This is a genomic window from Paenibacillus sp. J31TS4 (assembly GCF_018403265.1).
In the GTDB taxonomy this organism is placed as follows: domain Bacteria; phylum Bacillota; class Bacilli; order Paenibacillales; family NBRC-103111; genus J31TS4.
The window spans coordinates 139,520-156,784 of record NZ_BOSI01000001.1; the positions used below are offsets into that span (position 1 = coordinate 139,520).

The following is a 17,265-nucleotide window of genomic DNA, read 5'->3' on the forward strand; positions in this document are numbered from 1 at the left end:
AAGGAATGGCAAAGATTCGAACAGGCAGAGTGGGCGAGCAGATCAAGAAGGAACTGAGCCAGATTCTGCAAAACGATTTTAAAGATCCGCGCATCGGGTTTTTGACGATTACCGGCGTGGACGTGACGAACGACCTGTCTCAGGCGAAGATTTATTTAAGCGTCTTGGGGACGGAGGAGCAAAAAGCGGAATCGATGAAAGTACTGACCCGGGCAACCGGGTTCTTCCGCTCGGAGCTCGGCAAAAGAATCCGGCTGCGTGTCGTGCCGGAGCTGCTTTTCAAATTCGATACGTCGATCGAATACGGCAACCGGATTGAGAAGCTGCTGGGCAATATCAAGGACGATGAGAAAGAGGACGTTTAAGCGTGCAGCGGACGGAGGACTATACCCGCCAGCTGGAAGCCGCTAAGACGTTCATTCTGGAGCACGACCAGTTCCTGGTCGTCTCCCATCTCAGTCCCGACGGCGATGCCATCGGTTCCACCTCCGCCATGGGGCGGATGCTGAAGCAGCTGGGCAAACAATTCGTCCTATGCAATGAAGATCCGGTGCCGCGGAAGTTCGAGACGCTATGGGGAGCGGACGCCATCCGGCAAGCGGGCGTGGAGGCTCCGGAATCCCGCTTTTCCACCGTCATCACGGTGGACTGTGCCGATTATTCGCGCACGGGGCGTTCGGCTGAATGGATTGCCGAAGGCGCCGACCTGCTTAATATCGATCATCATCCGACGAATGACGGGTTCGGCACCTGTACGCTTTTGAAGCCCCAAGCGGCTTCTACCACGGAGATTCTATACGACCTGGCGGTCTCGCTGGGCGTCGCATGGACGGAGCCGCTCGCAACGTCGATCTATACCGGTCTCCTTACCGATACCGGCGGCTTCCGTTACTCCAGCACGACGCCGGCCGTCATGCGGATTGCAGCCGAAATGCTGGAGCACGGCGCTCAAGGAAGCGTGCTGGCTGAGCGTATGCTGGAAACGGTCACCCGTTCCCATATCGGGCTGCTCGGCAAGGCTATCGATTCGCTCTCATTTTCCTCCGACGGTCGGATCGCCTGGATGGGCGTTCATCTTCAGGATCTTGAGGAAGCGGGGGCGTCAGACGAAGACCTCGACGGCATCGTCAACTATCCGCGCAATATCGCGGGCGTAGTGATCGGCATCTTCGTTAAGGAGAAGGAGCCGGGCGTCTTCAAAGCCAGTCTCCGTTCCAGCGGCGCCGACGTTTCGGCTATCGCCCAGCGGTTCGGCGGCGGCGGCCATATTAGGGCGGCCGGCTGCACACTGCGGGGGAGCTACGAAGACGTTGTGGCCCAATTGGTAACGGAAGCGGGGAAGGCAATCTCATGACAGAGGGTGTACTGCCGATATGGAAACCGGTCGATTATACTTCCCATGATGTGGTCGCCAAGGCGCGGAGGATCCTTCGGATCAAGCGGATCGGCCACACCGGCACGCTCGATCCGAAGGTGACCGGCGTCCTGCCGCTTTGCATTGGACGAGCGACAAGACTCGTCGAGTACATCCAGGATCTGCCGAAGGAGTACGAGGCGGTTCTTACGCTTGGCCTGTCCACCGATACCGAGGATCTCACCGGTGAGGTGCTGGAACGGCTGGATCGGGTGACGGTATCGGCAGAAGAGATTACGCGCGTGCTGGCCTCGTTCGTCGGCACGATTGATCAGGTGCCGCCGATGTATTCGGCGGTGAAGGTCGACGGCAAGCGGCTGTATGAGCTGGCGCGGGAAGGCGCCACTGTCGAGCGCAAGTCACGTCAGGTAGACATTTACCGGATCGATGCGCTTGCGATGGACCTGGACCGGCCGCATCCGGAGATTCGGTTTCGCGTTTCCTGTTCCAAAGGAACCTATATCCGCACGCTGTGCGTCGATATCGGACGGGCGCTGGGCGTCCCGGCCGTCATGTCCGAGCTCGTCCGCACCGCGACCGGCTCCTTGACCCGCGCGAATTGCGTGACGTTCGAGGAACTGGAGCAGGAAGCGGCGGACGGAACATGGCAACGGCGGCTGCTTGCGCCGGACGATGCGGTGCCGCATCTGGCGGCCGTGACGCTGGCCGCTCCGGAGCAGGCGGTTCACGCGCTGCAGGGCCGCAAGCTGCTTTGGGCGCCGGACACGCTGCCCGAGGGAGCGGGAGACCTGATCCGGCTCTATTCGCCGGAACGGGCATTCCTCGGTATTTTCCGGGCAGATCGGGAGCGCGGGCTGCTGCTCCCGGAAAAAGTATTCCAATAAAAGCGGGGCGGCCCGTTAGTCGGAGAATAGCAGGTGATCACGGAATGCAAGTGTTTACAATCAACTATCCAGAGAAGCTGCCACTCGCGGGCATGCCGGAGCGTCAAGTGCTGGCGATCGGGGATTTCGACGGCCTTCATCTCGGCCACCGGGAGGTCATTGCCAAGGCAGTGTCCGCCGGCAAGCAAAGCGGACTGCCCGTCGCGGTTATGACGTTCCATCCGCATCCGCGGGCGCTGCTCGGCCGCTCCCAATACGAGCAGATGCTGACGCCGCCTGAAGCCAAGCTTGCCTTGATGAAGGAGCTCGGGGTGGACTACGTCTACGTATTCGTGTTTCATCGGACGTTCTCCGAGCTTGCGCCGGACCAGTTCGTGGAACGGATCTTGATGCCGCTCGGCATCGAGAAGGTCGTCGTCGGCTTCGACTTCTCGTTCGGCTATCAGGGCAAGGGCACGCCTGGCCTGCTGCGGGAGCTAGGGCAGCCGAGAATGGCGGTGGAGGTCGTGCAGGCATTTCACCAGGACGGCCGCAAGGTGAGCAGCACGCTTATCCGCGAAGCACTCGAGGAGGGACGCGTCGAGGAAGCGGCCGTTCTGCTCGGACGTCCGTACCAGGTGCGCGGGCATGTCGTGGAAGGACGCAGGCTGGGCCGAACGATCGGCTTCCCTACGGCCAATCTAGAGCTTGCAGAGCCTTACTTGCTGCCTCGCCTGGGCGTCTATGCGGTACGCGTCCGGGAGACGGGACGGGAGCGTTCGTTCGCGGGTGCCGCGAATCTCGGCGTCAAGCCGACCATTGAGGGCGAAGGTCATCGCGTGTCGCTCGAGGTGCACCTGCTGGATTACGAAGGCGATTTGTACGGGGAGAATCTCCAGGTCGAGTTCCTTCATTACATCCGGCCCGAGCAAAAATTCGCCTCCCTGCCCGATTTGGTCTCCCAGATCGGCAAGGATGTAGAGGAGATTCGGCGGAGATTGCAGCCCGTTTGACGTTTCGCTTGTGAAGGACGAGGAAGAGGGGGAAGACGGCTCACCGGCTAGACACAGTCCTGCAGGGAGCTTCCCGATGGGGACGGACGACAGGCTGGCCGCTTCAGGCGGCTGTGCTGCTTGAAACGGATTCCGTTTGCTTCCGCCCGCCTTCTGTGCTATACTTTGTTTTGGTTGCCCGATGGCATACATGCCCAGTGCGGCAGCCGAACCTCAGCGTGGATCTTCGTATCACCGACGAGTTCTGGGCTGACGGCGATTTTTTAGATAATTAGGAGGTGAACCCACAATGGCATTGACACAAGAGCGCAAGACACAGATCATTCAAGAGCACAAGGTTCATGAAACGGATACTGGATCTCCCGAGGTTCAGGTAGCTATCCTTACGGAGAACATTGTCAACCTGACTCAACATCTGCGGACGCACAAGAAGGATCATCATTCCCGCCGCGGTCTGTTGAAGATGGTCGGACAGCGCCGTAAGCTGCTCGCATATCTGAAGAACAATGACGTGAAACGCTACAGCGCGTTGATCGAGAAGCTTGGTCTCCGCAGATAAGCGAAGCGGAACTTATGGAAAGCAACCTTTGTTTCATCGTGCAGGCCGACTGCATAGACGGGCAATGGTTGCTTTTCTTATATCCCCGTTTCCTCTCCGTACGGGAGGGAACGGGCAATTCCGCCTTTTTTCTTATGAATGCAGAGACGGAAGGATAAGCTAATTCTTATACAGTAATAGAGATAATCTCTACATAGCAGGAGGTCAAGCATGGAGAAGAAAGTGTATATGGAGCTGGGCGGCAGGCCCCTCATCCTGGAAACAGGACGACTGGCGAAGCAAGCGAACGGTGCCGTCATGGCTCGTTACGGCGACACGGCCGTCTTGTGTACGGTAACGGCGTCTTCGGAGCCGAAGGATCTCGACTTCTTTCCGCTCACCGTCAACTACGAGGAGCGCCTTTACTCCGTCGGCAAGATTCCCGGCGGGTATCCGAAGCGCGAGGGACGTCCGACGCAAAAAGCGATTCTGGCAAGCCGTCTGACCGACCGGCCGATCCGTCCGCTGTTCCCCGAAGGGTTCCGCAACGACGTGCAGATCGTCAATCTGGTCATGAGCGTCGAGCAGGATAACGTGCCGGACATCGTTGCGATGATCGGAACCTCTGCGGCGCTCAGCATCTCGGATGTACCGTTCAATGGACCGATCGGCGGCGTGATCGTCGGCCGCGTGGACGGAGAATTCGTCATTAACCCGACCGTGGAGCAGTCCAAAGTGTCCGATCTCTATTTGGTCGTTGCCGGAACTAAGGATTCAATCATGATGGTCGAGGCCGAGGCGCAGGAAATCCCGGAAGAGGTTATGCTTGAGGCCATCATGTTCGGGCACGAGGAGATCAAGAAGATCGTAGCGAAGATCGAAGAGCTGACGGCTGAGGTCGGCAAGCCGAAGATGGAAGTGAAGCTGCACCAGACCGATGCGGCTGTCAACGAAGCCGTCCGTGCCTATGCGAAGGACCGTCTCGTGGAAGCGGTACGGATCGAGGAGAAGCATGCACGCCAGGATGCGATCGACGCCATTAATGCGGAAGCTATCGAGCATTTCAGCGGGCTGTACACCGAGACGCCGGAGCTGCTGGCCGACGCTAAGGAAGTGCTGCACGATATCGTCAAGGAAGAAGTGCGCCGCCTGATCACCCACGACAAGGTGCGTCCGGACGGCCGCAAGCTGACCGAAATCCGGCCGATCGAATGCGATGTCGACCTGCTGCCGAGAGCGCACGGTTCGGCTCTGTTCACGCGTGGACAAACGCAGGTGCTCAGCGCTTGTACGCTCGGCGCGATGGGAGACGTCCAGATGCTGGACGGCCTTGATCTTCAGGAAACGAAACGGTTCATGCACCATTACAATTTCCCGCCGTTCAGCGTAGGCGAAGCCCGTCCGCTGCGTCCTCCGGGCCGCCGCGAAATCGGACACGGCGCGCTTGGCGAACGGGCACTCGAGATGGTATTGCCTTCGGAATCGGAATTCCCGTATGCGATCCGCGTCGTATCGGAAGTCCTCGAATCGAACGGCTCCTCCTCGCAGGCGAGCATTTGCGCCGGCACGATGGCGCTCATGGCGGCAGGCGTACCGATCAAAGCTCCGGTGTCGGGCATTGCGATGGGCCTCATCAAGGACGGCGAGCATTTCACCATCCTGACCGACATTCAGGGCATGGAAGACCATCTCGGCGACATGGATTTCAAAGTAGCTGGCACCGCCAAAGGCGTCACTGCGATCCAAATGGACATTAAGATCGACGGCATCGACCGCGCGATTCTGTCGGAATCGCTGAGCCAGGCACGGGAAGGCCGCATGTTCATCATGGACAAGATGCTGGCACGCATCGGCGAGGTCCGCAAGGAGCTGTCGCCTTATGCGCCTAAGATCACCGTGATGCACATCCATCCGGACAAGATCCGCGACGTTATCGGCGCAGGGGGCAAGATCATCAACAAGATCATCGACGAGACGGGCGTCAAAATCGACATCGAGCAGGACGGCACGATCTTCATCGCGTCGAGCAATGCAGAGATGAACGAGAAGGCCAAGTCGATCATCGAAGGCATCGTGAGAGAAGTCGTGGTCGGAGAAACCTACTTGGGAACGGTCAAACGGATCGAGAAGTTCGGCGCGTTCGTCGAAGTACTCCCAGGCAAGGAAGGCCTCGTTCACATCTCGCAGCTGTCGACGGAGCGGGTGGCCAAAGTAGAGGATGTCGTCAAGCTTGGCGATCAGATTACGGTCAAAGTAACCGAAATCGATCCGCAAGGGCGCGTCAACCTGTCCCGCAAAGCCACTTTGTCCCAATAAGTTGTCCCGGTTAAACCAATCGGATAAAATAAAGAGTCAGAGGGATCTGTCTCTTTTTTATTTGCCCGGATTTTCTTCTACTTAACGGTTTCCCGACATAGACTTGGGACAACGGAGGGAGCCTGCCCACCCGGCATGCTCCCCCAAAAGCTGTTGCCAAGAAGCAGGGGGACCGTACATGAACAAGAAGGGGATACTGCCGGCCGTATTCGTCATGGCGGGAACGCTGGCCGTCTGCCAGCTTCCGGCTGTGCGGGCTTATATGCAGGAGGTCAAGCAGACGCCGCCGGGCGTGTCTGCGGCGCTTCAGCAGGCAGACGCCGTGCCCGCCATGGCGGGATTCGGGGGATCATCTTCCGGAAGCGGCGCTTCTGTCGTCCGCAAGGAAATGGCGAAGCAGAAACGGGTGGACCGCCAGCAGCTGCTGGCCACAATCCAGGAAGAGGCCAAGACGCTGTACCGCGCGCCGATCGACGCCAAAGTCGATCGGGTGTGGAAGGCGATTCCCGGCTACAACGGCAGGGAAGTGGACGTGGAAAAGACGCTGCAGCTGGCGGAGCAGGCGCCGGCCGGTCAGCCGGTGCGCTATCTGTTTCGCGAAATTCCGCCTAAGGTTCATCTGAGCGATCTGGGCGCACATCCGGTTTACAAGGGGAATCCCGAGAAGCCGATGGCCGCGCTAATGATCAATGTCGCCTGGGGAGACGAGTATCTGCCCCGCATGCTGGACATTCTCAAGAAGGAGAACGTCCATGCGACGTTTTTCTTCGACGGCTCCTGGCTGTCCAAGCATGTGGAGACCGCCAAGGAAATTCAGGCGCAAGGGCATGAGCTGTCCAATCACGCCTATTCGCACAAAAATATGAGCACCTTGAGCCGCCAACAGGCGATCGAGGAAATCAGCAAGACGGAGAAGCTGCTGACCGAGCAGCTGGGCGTGTCCAATACACTGTTCGCCCCGCCCTCCGGCGATTTCGATCAGGAGACGGTGAAGATCGCCAGGGAGCTTAAGCTGCAGACCGTTCTATGGACGATTGATACAGTAGATTGGCGCAACCCGGCGCCCGAGCAAATTCTTGCCAAGCTGTCGCGGACGATGGAACCGGGTGCTCTCATATTGATGCATCCGACCAAATCGTCCTCGGCGGCGCTGGAGGGCATCATCCGGATCATCAAGCAGAAGGGGCTTGCGCTCGGGACGGTCAGCGAGCTGCTCTCGCCGGAGCGCGTGCCGGAGACCGAGACCAAGCTTCCCTGATGCGCGGCTTGACCTTGATAGGAGGAACGCGAGTGAAGAAGACAACATTATCGAACGGCTTGAGAGTCGTCATGGAACAAATCCCGACTTGCCGGTCGGTATCGTTCGGCATTTGGGTGAAGACAGGCTCGCGGAACGAGGAGAAGAACCAGAACGGCGTCTCGCACTTTATCGAGCATATGCTGTTCAAGGGAACGGACCGCTATTCGGCCAAGGAAATCGCCGAGGTTTTCGACGGCATCGGCGGCAACGTGAACGCTTTTACCACCAAGGAGTATACCTGCTACTACGCCAAGGTTCTCGACGAGCACGTACCGATAGCGGTAGACGTCCTGTCCGACATGTTCTTTCATTCCCGCATGGATTTGGAGGAGCTGGAAAAGGAACGCAACGTCATTCTTGAGGAAATCTCGATGTACGAGGATACGCCGGACGACCTGGTGCACGATCTGCTGGCCCGGGCCGCCTATGGCAACCATCCGCTCGGCATGACGATTCTCGGAACCGAGGAGATTCTGAACCAGCAGACGCCGGATACGCTCAAAGCCTATATGCGGCAGCATTATTCGATCGCCAATACGGTCGTCAGCGTCGCGGGCAACATCAATGAAGGCATTCTGGACCTGCTGGAGAAGCATTTTGGCGCTTTCTCGGTCCGAGGTCAAGAGCATAGCTACGAGCCGCCGGCTTTTCTCGCCGATTCGATCTATCACGAGAAGAAGACCGAGCAGAACCATATCTGCCTTGCACTGCCCGGCTGCTCCGTTAAGGACGACCGGTTCTATGCGATGGTGCTGCTGAACAATGCGCTCGGCGGGGGCATGAGCTCCAGGCTGTTCCAGGAGATCCGGGAGAAGCGGGGGTTAGCCTACTCCGTCTACTCGTATCACTCCGCGCATTTGGACAGCGGAATGTTCACGCTCTATACCGGCACGGCACCCAAGCAAACGGAGGAAGTGCTCAAGGTGTCGATGGCGATCATCGAAGACATGATCGTGCACGGCATGACCGAAGCGGAGCTCAGAAAGGGCAAGGAGCAGCTAAAAGGCAGCCTCATTCTGAGCCTGGAGAGCACGAGCAGCCGGATGAACCGGCTCGGCAAGAATGAGCTGCTGCTCGGCCGCCATCTGTCCATGGACGATCTGATCGCCAAAATCGAAGCGGTCGATATGGAGCTGATCCGTGCCGTCACGGCCGATTTGTTCTCCCATCCGTTTGCACTCGCAATGGTTGGGCAGTCGGATCAGGCCATCAAAGGATTCAGGAGGGATCAGCTTGTCTCACACCGTCCAAATTAAACGGCTGGCGAACAGCGGCGATCTTCCGCTTCCTCAGAGAATGTCGCTTGAAGCGAGCGGGTATGATCTGCACGCTGCGGTAGAGGAGCCTGTCGTCCTGCAGCCGGGACGTCGGGCGCTGATCCCTACCGGTTTTGCGCTTGCGATGCCCGCCGGTCTGGAGGCCCAAATCCGCCCCCGCAGCGGACTAGCCTTCAAGCACGGCATCACCTGCCTTAATACGCCCGGCACAATCGACGCCGATTACAGAGGCGAGGTCAAGGTGCTTCTCATCAATTTGGGTGAGGAACCGTTCGCGATTCAGCGCGGCGAGCGGATTGCCCAGATGGTGTTTCAGACCGTTCCGGACGTCCGCCTGACCGAAACGGCCGAGCTGGCCGAGACCGTCCGAGGTGCCGGCGGCTTCGGCCATACCGGCCGATAAGCTTGCGCCGCTTTCAAGGACGATTTCCAACGAAAGGCATGGGAAGCTGCTATCGGTTTTTCCCGCCTGCTTGCAGCCCGCCGCTCTAAGTAACGATAGAAAACCAACCGAAACCGGTTGGTTTTTTTGTTGTCTCGGTATAGTGGCAGGGAGAAGGGGAGCGCTCTCTTGAGGGTTCAAGCCTAAGGGAGCCGGGATATCTGCCTTGCCGGCAGCCGCCTCTCCCGCGCGTGTCACCCCGAATTAAGCCCACGCATATGATGGCGTAACGATAACGGCATTAGGGAAAAGGGTGCAAACAATCCAATGCTTACCGGCATTCATGTCTCTCTCATCGGCGGAGACGCCCGCCAGCTTGAAGTCATTGAACAGCTGATCGAAATGGACGCAAGCGTGCAACTGATCGGATTTGACAACCTGCAAACGATCCCCAACGGCGTGACGAGGACGAAACTGACGCCGGAGGCGCTGGAGCATGCCGATGCCCTCCTGCTGCCGGCCGTCGGTACGGATGACAAGGGCCACGTCGTGTCGATTTTTACGTCCGAGGAATTGGTGCTTACCGAAGAACATATCGCGTCGCTTCCCAAGCATGGCAAAGTATACACCGGCATGGCGAAGCCGTATCTGACCGAGCTTTGCAGCCGTCACGGTATCGGGCTTGTCGAGTTGTTCGACCGGGACGACGTGGCGATCTACAACTCGATTCCTACTGCTGAAGGCGCGCTGATGATGGCCATCCAGAATACAGACTTCACCATACACGGCTCGAACAGTATCGTCTTGGGCATGGGACGCACCGGGCTCACGATGGCCCGCGCGCTGCAAGGGCTCGGCTCCACGGTCAAGGTCGGCGTGAGAAGGCCCGAGCATTACGCGCGCGCCTGGGAGATGGGCTTCAAGCCGTTTTACGTGAAGGATCTGGCAGACTTCGTAAGCGATGTCGACCTGCTCTTCAACACGATACCGGTGCTTGTGGTCACGGCGCAAATCATCGCCAAAATTCCGCACCGCTCGCTGATTATCGACCTGGCCTCCAAGCCGGGCGGCACGGATTTCCGTTTCGCCGAGAAGAGGGGCATCAAGGCGCTGCTGGCTCCGGGGCTGCCCGGAATCGTCGCGCCGAAAACCGCCGGAAGAATTATCGCCCAAACGCTCAGTCATCTGCTCATGGAAGATGCCGGCAAAAGGAGGAACGATGCATGAAATGGCAGGGAAAAACAGTCGGATTCGCGCTGACAGGCTCGCACTGCACGTTTGCGGAAGTGATGCCGCAGATCGAACGCTTCGTAAAGGAGGGAGCCCGTGTCATCCCGATCGCTTCCCATACTCTGATGACGACGGACACGCGGTTCGGCACCTCCGAGCAGTGGCAAAAACAGTTGAAAGATATAACTGGTAATGATATTATTTCTACAATCGTAGATGCGGAGCCGCTTGGGCCCTCGAAGCTGCTCGACGTGCTCGTGATTGCCCCTTGTACGGGCAACACAACCAGCAAGCTTGCCAACGCGATAACGGAAAGTCCCGTTCTGATGGCGGCCAAGGCACAGATGCGCAACCAGCGTCCGCTTGTCATTGCCATTTCCACGAACGACGGGCTTGGACTCAATGCGGCTAACATAGCCAAACTCCTCATTACGAAGAACATTTATTTTGTTCCGTTCGGACAGGATGCTCCCAGCTCGAAAGCCAACTCGCTAGTCGCACGCATGGATCTCATTCCCGAAACGTGCGAAGAAGCGTTGTCCGGCAGGCAGCTGCAGCCCATGCTGATTGAACGGTTTCATTATTCTTAAGAGCAATTCCATGCATGTCCAGAGAGAAAAGGATAAGGGAGAGTTCAATCATGTCGAACCAGAAACTGTTTAACGTAGCTGTGGTTGGAATTACAGGAGCGGTAGGCGAGCAAATCATCCGCCTGCTGGATGAGAGGAACTTTCCCATTCAATCCTTGAAGCTGCTTGCTTCCAAGCGTTCCGCAGGCAAGACGGTTTCCTTCAAGGGCCAGGAGATCGTAATTGAAGAGGCCACCCCGTCCAGCTTTGAAGGGGTAGACATAGCATTCTTCAGCGCGGGTGGCGACATCAGCAAGGAGCTCGTGCCGCACGCCATCAAGGCGGGTGCCGTGTGCATCGACAATACGAGCGCGTACCGGATGGATCCGGAGACGCCGCTTGTCGTGCCCGAAGTGAATGTGGACATGATTAAGGAAAACAAAGGCGTCATCGCCAACCCCAACTGCTCGACAATCCAAATGGTGGCGACCCTCAAGCCGCTGTACGACCGGTTCGGCATCAGCCGGATCATCGTGTCGACCTACCAGGCGGTATCGGGAGCGGGAAGCCGGGCGATCGACGAGATGCTCCGCCAGTCCCGCGCGGTTCTGGACGGCGAAGAAGTCACTCCCGACATCCTGCCGGTAGGCTCGCTGCCGCGGAAGCATCAAATCGCCTTTAACGCGATCCCGCAGATCGACAAGTTTCTCGAGAACGGGTTCACGAACGAAGAGATGAAGATGATCAACGAGACCAAGAAGATTATGGGAGACGATTCGATCGAAGTGACGGCAACCTGCGTACGGATTCCGGTTACGTACGGACACTCCGAATCCGTCTATGTCGAACTCAAAGATGATTTCGACATGGAAGAGATTCGCAGCCTGCTTGCCAATGCGCCGGGCATCGTGCTTCAGGACAATCCGGAAGAGCAGGACTACCCGCTCGCTACGGATGCAGCCGGCAAGATCGAGACGTTCGTCGGCCGCGTGCGCCGCGACCTGAACAATCCGCGGGCACTGAACATGTGGATCGTCTCCGACAACCTGCTCAAGGGCGCTGCCTGGAATGCGGTTCAGATCGGAGAATATTTGACGAGCGGCCAGAAGTAAGCACATAAGCGAACCGGGCTGTCAAAGACAAGTTAATAGTTGGGGGTGAATGTGTGTCCATCATCGTACAGAAGTTCGGCGGGACGTCCCTATCGACCGCGGAAGCTCGACATCATGTTCTCAAACACATATCTCTTGCCCTTTCCCAACACTATCAGCTCGTTGTCGTAGTCTCCGCCATGGGGCGGAGAGGGGAACCATACGCTACGGATACGCTGCTCGGCTGGTTGGAAGAGAACGGGAACAGCGTCCCGCCGAGAGAGAAGGATATGCTCTTGTGCTGCGGAGAAATTATCTCGGCAGTCACGCTATGCAGTCTGCTTCAGGCGGAAGGCATACAGGCTACGGTCTTGAATGGAGCGCAGGCTGGCATTCAAACGGACGATCGGCATGGTGATGCGCGAATCGTCTCCATCGATCCGAAGCGGGTACACGAGGAATTGAATCGAGGCAAGGTCGTCATCGTAACGGGCTTTCAGGGACAGACACCGACAGGCGACCCGACGACACTCGGACGGGGCGGGAGCGATACGTCGGCTACGGCGCTCGGCGTCGCTCTTAAAGCCGAACGGGTCGATATCTTCACCGATGTAACGGGAATTCTGACGGCGGATCCGCGGCTCGTCGAAGAGGCGAAGCTGCTGAGGTCCGTCTCGTTTGCGGAAATCTGCAACATGGCCCATCATGGAGCCAAGGTGATCCATCCCCGAGCCGTCGAAGTGGCCATGCATGCGAACATGCCGATCCGCGTCCGCTCCACCTTCTCCGAGGACGAAGGCACGCTCGTAACGAGCATGGAGCGGATTCGCCGGCAGGTCATGGACCGGTCCGTCACCGGAATAGCCCATATGCCGCATGTTACCCAAATTCAAGTTCAATACCGGGAAGGCAAATACGATCATCATCTGCAAATTTTTAAAGCTATGGCTCATCATCAAATCAGCGTCGACTTCATTAACGTGAACCCGTCGGGCGTTGTTTATACAGTCTTCGATCACGTGGCCGATCTGGCGGTCGATCTGATCCGGGAGCTCGGCCATGAACCCCGCATCACGATGGATTGCGCCAAGGTAGCTATAATTGGCGGAGGGATGAACGGCGTCCCCGGCGTGATGGCGCAGATCGTCGAGGCATTGACGGAGGCGGATGTCTCCATACTGCAAAGCGCCGACTCGAATACGACCATCTGGGTGCTTGTGCCGGGAGTCGATATGGCCAAGGCGGTACGAGCGCTTCACCATAAGTTTCAACTGCACGCTTAGCTTGACTTAACGAGTTGTAGGAGGAATGAAAGTGGATTTCGGGAAACTGGTAACGGCAATGGTAACTCCTTTCAATGAACAATTGCAGATCGACTGGCCTCAGGTGGAGAAGCTGATCGATTATTTGATCGAGGAGCAGAAGAGCGACAGCCTGGTGATTTGTGGAACGACAGGCGAATCCCCGACGCTGACCGATGAAGAGAAAGTCAAGCTGTTCGAGGCGGCAGTCAAACAGGCAAGCGGACGGTGCAAAATCATTGCGGGAACCGGGAGCTACGACACGGCTCATACGATCCACTTGACCCAATTGGCGGAGCGAGCCGGCGTGGACGGCGTCCTGCTCGTCTCTCCTTATTACAACAAGCCTTCGCAAGAAGGGCTGTACCGGCACTTCAAAGCGGTGGCCGATTCGACTTCGCTTCCCATCATGCTGTACAACATACCGGGAAGAACGGCGGTCAATATTGAGCTGCCGACGATGCTTCGGCTGGCGGAGATCCCGAACATCGTTGCCTCCAAGGAAGCCCATGCCGATCTGGACCACGTCACCAAGCTGATTACGGGGGCACCGGAAGGCTTCCGTATCTATTCCGGCGACGATTCCTACACGCTTCCGTTCCTTGCAATCGGTGCTTATGGCATCGTCTCCGTGGCGGCCCATGTCGTCGGCAAGGAAATGAAGGATTTGATCGGCCTGTACGATGCCGGCCGAACAAAGGAAGCAGCGGCGCTCCATGCAGAGCTTCATCCGATCTTCAAGGGAATGTTCGAATGCCCGCACAAGGTGCCGAACCCGGCTCCTGTGAAGCACGCGCTGAACCTGCGGGGGATGCAGGTAGGAGGACTACGCCTGCCGCTCATTCCAGTCACCGAAGAAGAGGGCGCCTTTATCGCGGCTCTGTTTTAACCGATTTTTGCCGATTGCAAACCGATGTCCTAGGGCATCGGTTTTATTTTTTTGGGGACACTACCCATAAACTTGTAATTGCTGTTTTCCATCATGTATAATGATGGCAAGTGACTAGTGCGGTTTCTTTTTGATTTGGAACATAAGAATCGTCGTCAATCTAATAAGGAGGTATTCTCTTGTCAAAAAAGAATATGGATAAATTGCTGGTCTTCGCTCTGGGCGGCGTGGGCGAGATCGGAAAAAATATGTACGTGGTGCAGTATGCCAACGATATCGTTGTGGTGGATTCGGGTCTCAAGTTTCCGGAGGAAGACATGCTCGGTATCGACATCGTCATTCCGGATGTTTCCTACCTGATCGAGAATAAGGACAAGGTCAGAGGAATTCTGTTGACGCACGGACACGAGGACCATATCGGAGGACTGCCTTACGTATTGAAGCAGTTGAACGTACCGGTCTACGGAACCAAGCTGACGCTGGGCTTGGTGGAAGCGAAGCTGAAGGAAGCGAATCTCCTCGGAGAAACGAAGCGGATTCTGATCAACGCCGACTCCGAGCTTCAGCTGGGAACGATCAAAGCAACGTTCTTCAAGACGAATCACAGCATTCCCGACTCGGTCGGCATTTGTCTCGAAACGCCGGAGGGCATCGTTGTTCATACGGGCGACTTCAAGTTCGATCAGACGCCTGTCAACGATCAATATGCCGATCTGCACCGGATGGCCGAGATTGGCGCGAAAGGCGTAACGCTTCTCCTGTCGGATAGCACCAACGCCGAGCGTCCGGGCTATACCGGTTCGGAGATGAATGTAGGCGCCGAGCTGGAGGAAGTGTTCCGGAAGGCAAAGCAGAGAGTAGTCGTGGCGACGTTTGCCTCGAACATTCACCGGATCCAGGGCGTTATCAACGCTGCGGAAGCAACCCGCCGGAAGGTAACTGTCATTGGCCGGAGTATGGTGAACGTGGTGACCATCGCTTCCGAGCTGGGCTATCTGAACATTCCCGATGGCATGATCATCGAGCCGGAGGAAGTCAACCGGATGGCGGCCGACCGCGTCGTTATTCTGTGCACCGGCAGCCAGGGCGAACCGATGTCCGCTCTGACGCGGATGGCGAGATCGACTCACCGCAAGGTGGACATTCTGCCTGGTGACACCGTTATCATCGCAGCGACTCCGATCCCGGGCAACGAGAAGTATGTCGGCCGTACGGTTGACGAGCTGTATCGTTTGGGCGCACACGTCATCTACGGACCAGGATCGGTTTCGGGCGTACACGTATCGGGACACGGCAGCCAGGAAGAATTGAAGCTGATGCTCAACCTGATGAAGCCCAAGTACTTCATGCCGATTCACGGTGAGTATCGGATGCTTCGCCTGCATGGCCATCTGGCCGAATCAGTCGGCGTTAGCAAGGAAGACATTTTCATTACGGATATCGGGGAGACCGTTGAGATTCAGAACGGCATTGCCCGCAAAGGGGCCAAGGTTCAGTCCGGCAACGTCCTGATCGACGGACTCGGGGTAGGCGATGTCGGAAACATCGTGTTGAGAGACCGGAAGCTGCTTTCGCAGGACGGCATCCTTGTGGTGGTTGTTACCTTGAGCAAGCAGGACGGCAACATCATGTCGGGTCCCGACATCATCTCCCGCGGCTTCGTCTATGTGCGGGAGTCGGAAGGGCTGCTTGATGAAGCAAACCGGATCGTCACCAACACACTAAACAAACTCATGAACGAGAACGTCAATGAGTGGGCCTCATTAAAAACGCATGTAAAAGACGCACTTGGACGATTCCTCTATGAACAAACAAGAAGAAGACCGATGATCCTTCCGATTATCATGGAAGTGTAACGGACCCAGCATATAGTCACTTACAAACCAGAAGACCTCTCGGCAACCGGCCGGGGGGTCTTTTTGGCATGCCGCCGTCCGGTTGCAACCGCAGGCGAAGAATGGGATACCCAGCCGAGATCCATACTAGAGACAGCTTCAACCAGAATTGTGAGGAGGATGCAGCATGACGTACGACCCGAATCAGCCTTTTAGCCCCCAGCAGCCGGATGTTCCCTATCGCACAACCCCGGCTCTGCCGGCGAACCGGCCCATGTCTTACCGCCAGGAAGCCCAGCCCCAGGAGGAACCTAAGAAGGCGACCCCGCTCGAAACGATCCAGCAGCTCGGTCAGATCGCAACGGCGCCGGTGCCGGAGAGCAATGTATTCTGCCTCTCGATTATCGGCCAGATCGAAGGCCATATGATTCTGCCTCCTCAGAACAAAACGACGAAGTACGAGCATCTCATACCCCAGCTGGTGGCGGCGGAGCAGAACCCGAAGATCGAAGGGGTATTGATCATCCTGAACACCGTAGGAGGAGACGTGGAGGCGGGACTGGCGATCGCCGAGATGATCGCGACGATAACGAAGCCTACCGTAACGCTCGTGCTCGGCGGAGGTCACAGCATCGGAGTACCGATCGCGGTGTCCGCCAATTATTCCATCATTGCCGAAACGGCGACGATGACGATTCACCCGATCCGTCTGAACGGGCTCATTATCGGGGTTCCACAGACGTTCGAGTATATGGACAAGATGCAAGAGCGTATCATTCAGTTCATCACGCGGCATTCGAACATTGAGGAGCAGAAGGTCAAGGAGCTCATGTTCAAAACCGGGGAGTTGACGCGCGATATCGGGACGACCGTGGTCGGCCAGGACGCCGTGCGCTTCGGGCTGATCGATCAGATCGGAGGGGTAGGCGACGCGATTCAGAAGCTGAACGAAATGATGGCCGCCCGCAAGCAGCAGATGAATCAGGAAGTGACGATCCAATGATGATCCATTCGACGATTCCGCTCGATCTCGTCCTTCAGGGCATGGAGGACACAGTCTATTCTTATGAAGACATTCGTTACGGCGGTGTCCAGATGCAGGTGGAGCGAATGGGACCCGATCAGGCCAGAATCGTCCGTCTGTACAGCGGCCGGCTGGAGGACTACCTCAATCCGGCGCTGCAGCCTGGGAAGATCCTGTCTTTTCGTGCCGAGGAATGACGGACATACGTTCTGTTGTCACCCTAAGCAATATGCTATAATGATGGGCGTGGGGGTGGCTGGTT

The 17,265-nt window shown here is 57.3% G+C and carries 17 protein-coding genes; all 17 read left to right on the forward strand.

What is annotated here, in order from left to right:
• The first annotated feature begins 5 nt into the window (after window positions 1–5).
• Window positions 6–365, forward strand: a complete 360-nt coding sequence (gene rbfA, locus KJS47_RS00690) for a 30S ribosome-binding factor RbfA (protein WP_213521900.1) — start codon at window positions 6–8, stop codon at window positions 363–365.
• Between the two features lie 2 nt (window positions 366–367).
• Entirely contained in the window at window positions 368–1,354 is a 987-nt protein-coding gene (locus tag KJS47_RS00695) for a DHH family phosphoesterase (RefSeq protein ID WP_213521902.1), read from the forward strand.
• Window positions 1,351–2,259 (forward strand): tRNA pseudouridine(55) synthase TruB, encoded by a 909-nt coding sequence (gene truB, locus KJS47_RS00700; protein WP_213521904.1) that lies wholly within the window; start codon window positions 1,351–1,353, stop codon window positions 2,257–2,259. Before KJS47_RS00695 ends, truB begins: the two co-directional genes overlap by 4 nt.
• A 44-nt stretch (window positions 2,260–2,303) precedes the next feature.
• Complete coding sequence (locus tag KJS47_RS00705; protein ID WP_213521906.1) at window positions 2,304–3,251, forward strand: bifunctional riboflavin kinase/FAD synthetase; 948 nt, start codon at window positions 2,304–2,306, stop codon at window positions 3,249–3,251.
• Between the two features lie 289 nt (window positions 3,252–3,540).
• Window positions 3,541–3,810 carry a 30S ribosomal protein S15 gene (rpsO, locus tag KJS47_RS00710; protein ID WP_213521908.1) on the forward strand — a complete coding sequence of 90 codons (270 nt, stop codon included), beginning with the start codon at window positions 3,541–3,543 and terminating at the stop codon, window positions 3,808–3,810.
• Between the two features lie 210 nt (window positions 3,811–4,020).
• Complete coding sequence (gene pnp, locus KJS47_RS00715; protein WP_213521910.1) at window positions 4,021–6,105, forward strand: polyribonucleotide nucleotidyltransferase; 2,085 nt, start codon at window positions 4,021–4,023, stop codon at window positions 6,103–6,105.
• 178 nt (window positions 6,106–6,283) lie between these two features.
• Window positions 6,284–7,363 carry a polysaccharide deacetylase family protein gene (locus KJS47_RS00720; RefSeq protein WP_249716014.1) on the forward strand — a complete coding sequence of 360 codons (1,080 nt, stop codon included), beginning with the start codon at window positions 6,284–6,286 and terminating at the stop codon, window positions 7,361–7,363.
• 32 nt (window positions 7,364–7,395) lie between these two features.
• The gene (locus tag KJS47_RS00725) at window positions 7,396–8,661 is read left to right on the forward strand and encodes a M16 family metallopeptidase (protein ID WP_213521912.1); all 1,266 of its coding nucleotides are present in this window, start codon (window positions 7,396–7,398) and stop codon (window positions 8,659–8,661) included.
• Complete coding sequence (gene dut, locus KJS47_RS00730; protein ID WP_213521914.1) at window positions 8,639–9,085, forward strand: dUTP diphosphatase; 447 nt, start codon at window positions 8,639–8,641, stop codon at window positions 9,083–9,085. Before KJS47_RS00725 ends, dut begins: the two co-directional genes overlap by 23 nt.
• A 306-nt stretch (window positions 9,086–9,391) precedes the next feature.
• Entirely contained in the window at window positions 9,392–10,291 is a 900-nt protein-coding gene (gene dpsA / locus KJS47_RS00735; RefSeq protein WP_213521916.1) for a dipicolinate synthase subunit DpsA, read from the forward strand.
• A complete protein-coding gene (locus KJS47_RS00740) occupies window positions 10,288–10,884 on the forward strand; it encodes a dipicolinate synthase subunit B (RefSeq protein WP_213521918.1) in 597 nt (198 codons plus the stop codon). Before dpsA ends, KJS47_RS00740 begins: the two co-directional genes overlap by 4 nt.
• Window positions 10,885–10,934: 50 nt before the next feature.
• The gene (locus KJS47_RS00745) at window positions 10,935–11,975 is read left to right on the forward strand and encodes an aspartate-semialdehyde dehydrogenase (RefSeq protein ID WP_213521920.1); all 1,041 of its coding nucleotides are present in this window, start codon (window positions 10,935–10,937) and stop codon (window positions 11,973–11,975) included.
• Window positions 11,976–12,028: 53 nt separating this feature from the next.
• A complete protein-coding gene (dapG, locus tag KJS47_RS00750) occupies window positions 12,029–13,237 on the forward strand; it encodes an aspartate kinase (RefSeq protein WP_213521922.1) in 1,209 nt (402 codons plus the stop codon).
• A gap of 25 nt (window positions 13,238–13,262) precedes the next feature.
• A complete protein-coding gene (gene dapA / locus KJS47_RS00755) occupies window positions 13,263–14,144 on the forward strand; it encodes a 4-hydroxy-tetrahydrodipicolinate synthase (RefSeq protein WP_213521924.1) in 882 nt (293 codons plus the stop codon).
• Between the two features lie 179 nt (window positions 14,145–14,323).
• Window positions 14,324–16,000, forward strand: coding sequence for a ribonuclease J (locus KJS47_RS00760; protein ID WP_213521926.1), 1,677 nt, complete (start codon window positions 14,324–14,326; stop codon window positions 15,998–16,000).
• Window positions 16,001–16,166: 166 nt separating this feature from the next.
• Complete coding sequence (locus tag KJS47_RS00765; protein ID WP_374706945.1) at window positions 16,167–16,982, forward strand: ClpP family protease; 816 nt, start codon at window positions 16,167–16,169, stop codon at window positions 16,980–16,982.
• Complete coding sequence (locus KJS47_RS00770) at window positions 16,979–17,200, forward strand: YlzJ-like family protein (protein ID WP_249716016.1); 222 nt, start codon at window positions 16,979–16,981, stop codon at window positions 17,198–17,200. Before KJS47_RS00765 ends, KJS47_RS00770 begins: the two co-directional genes overlap by 4 nt.
• The last annotated feature ends 65 nt before the right edge of the window (window positions 17,201–17,265 follow it).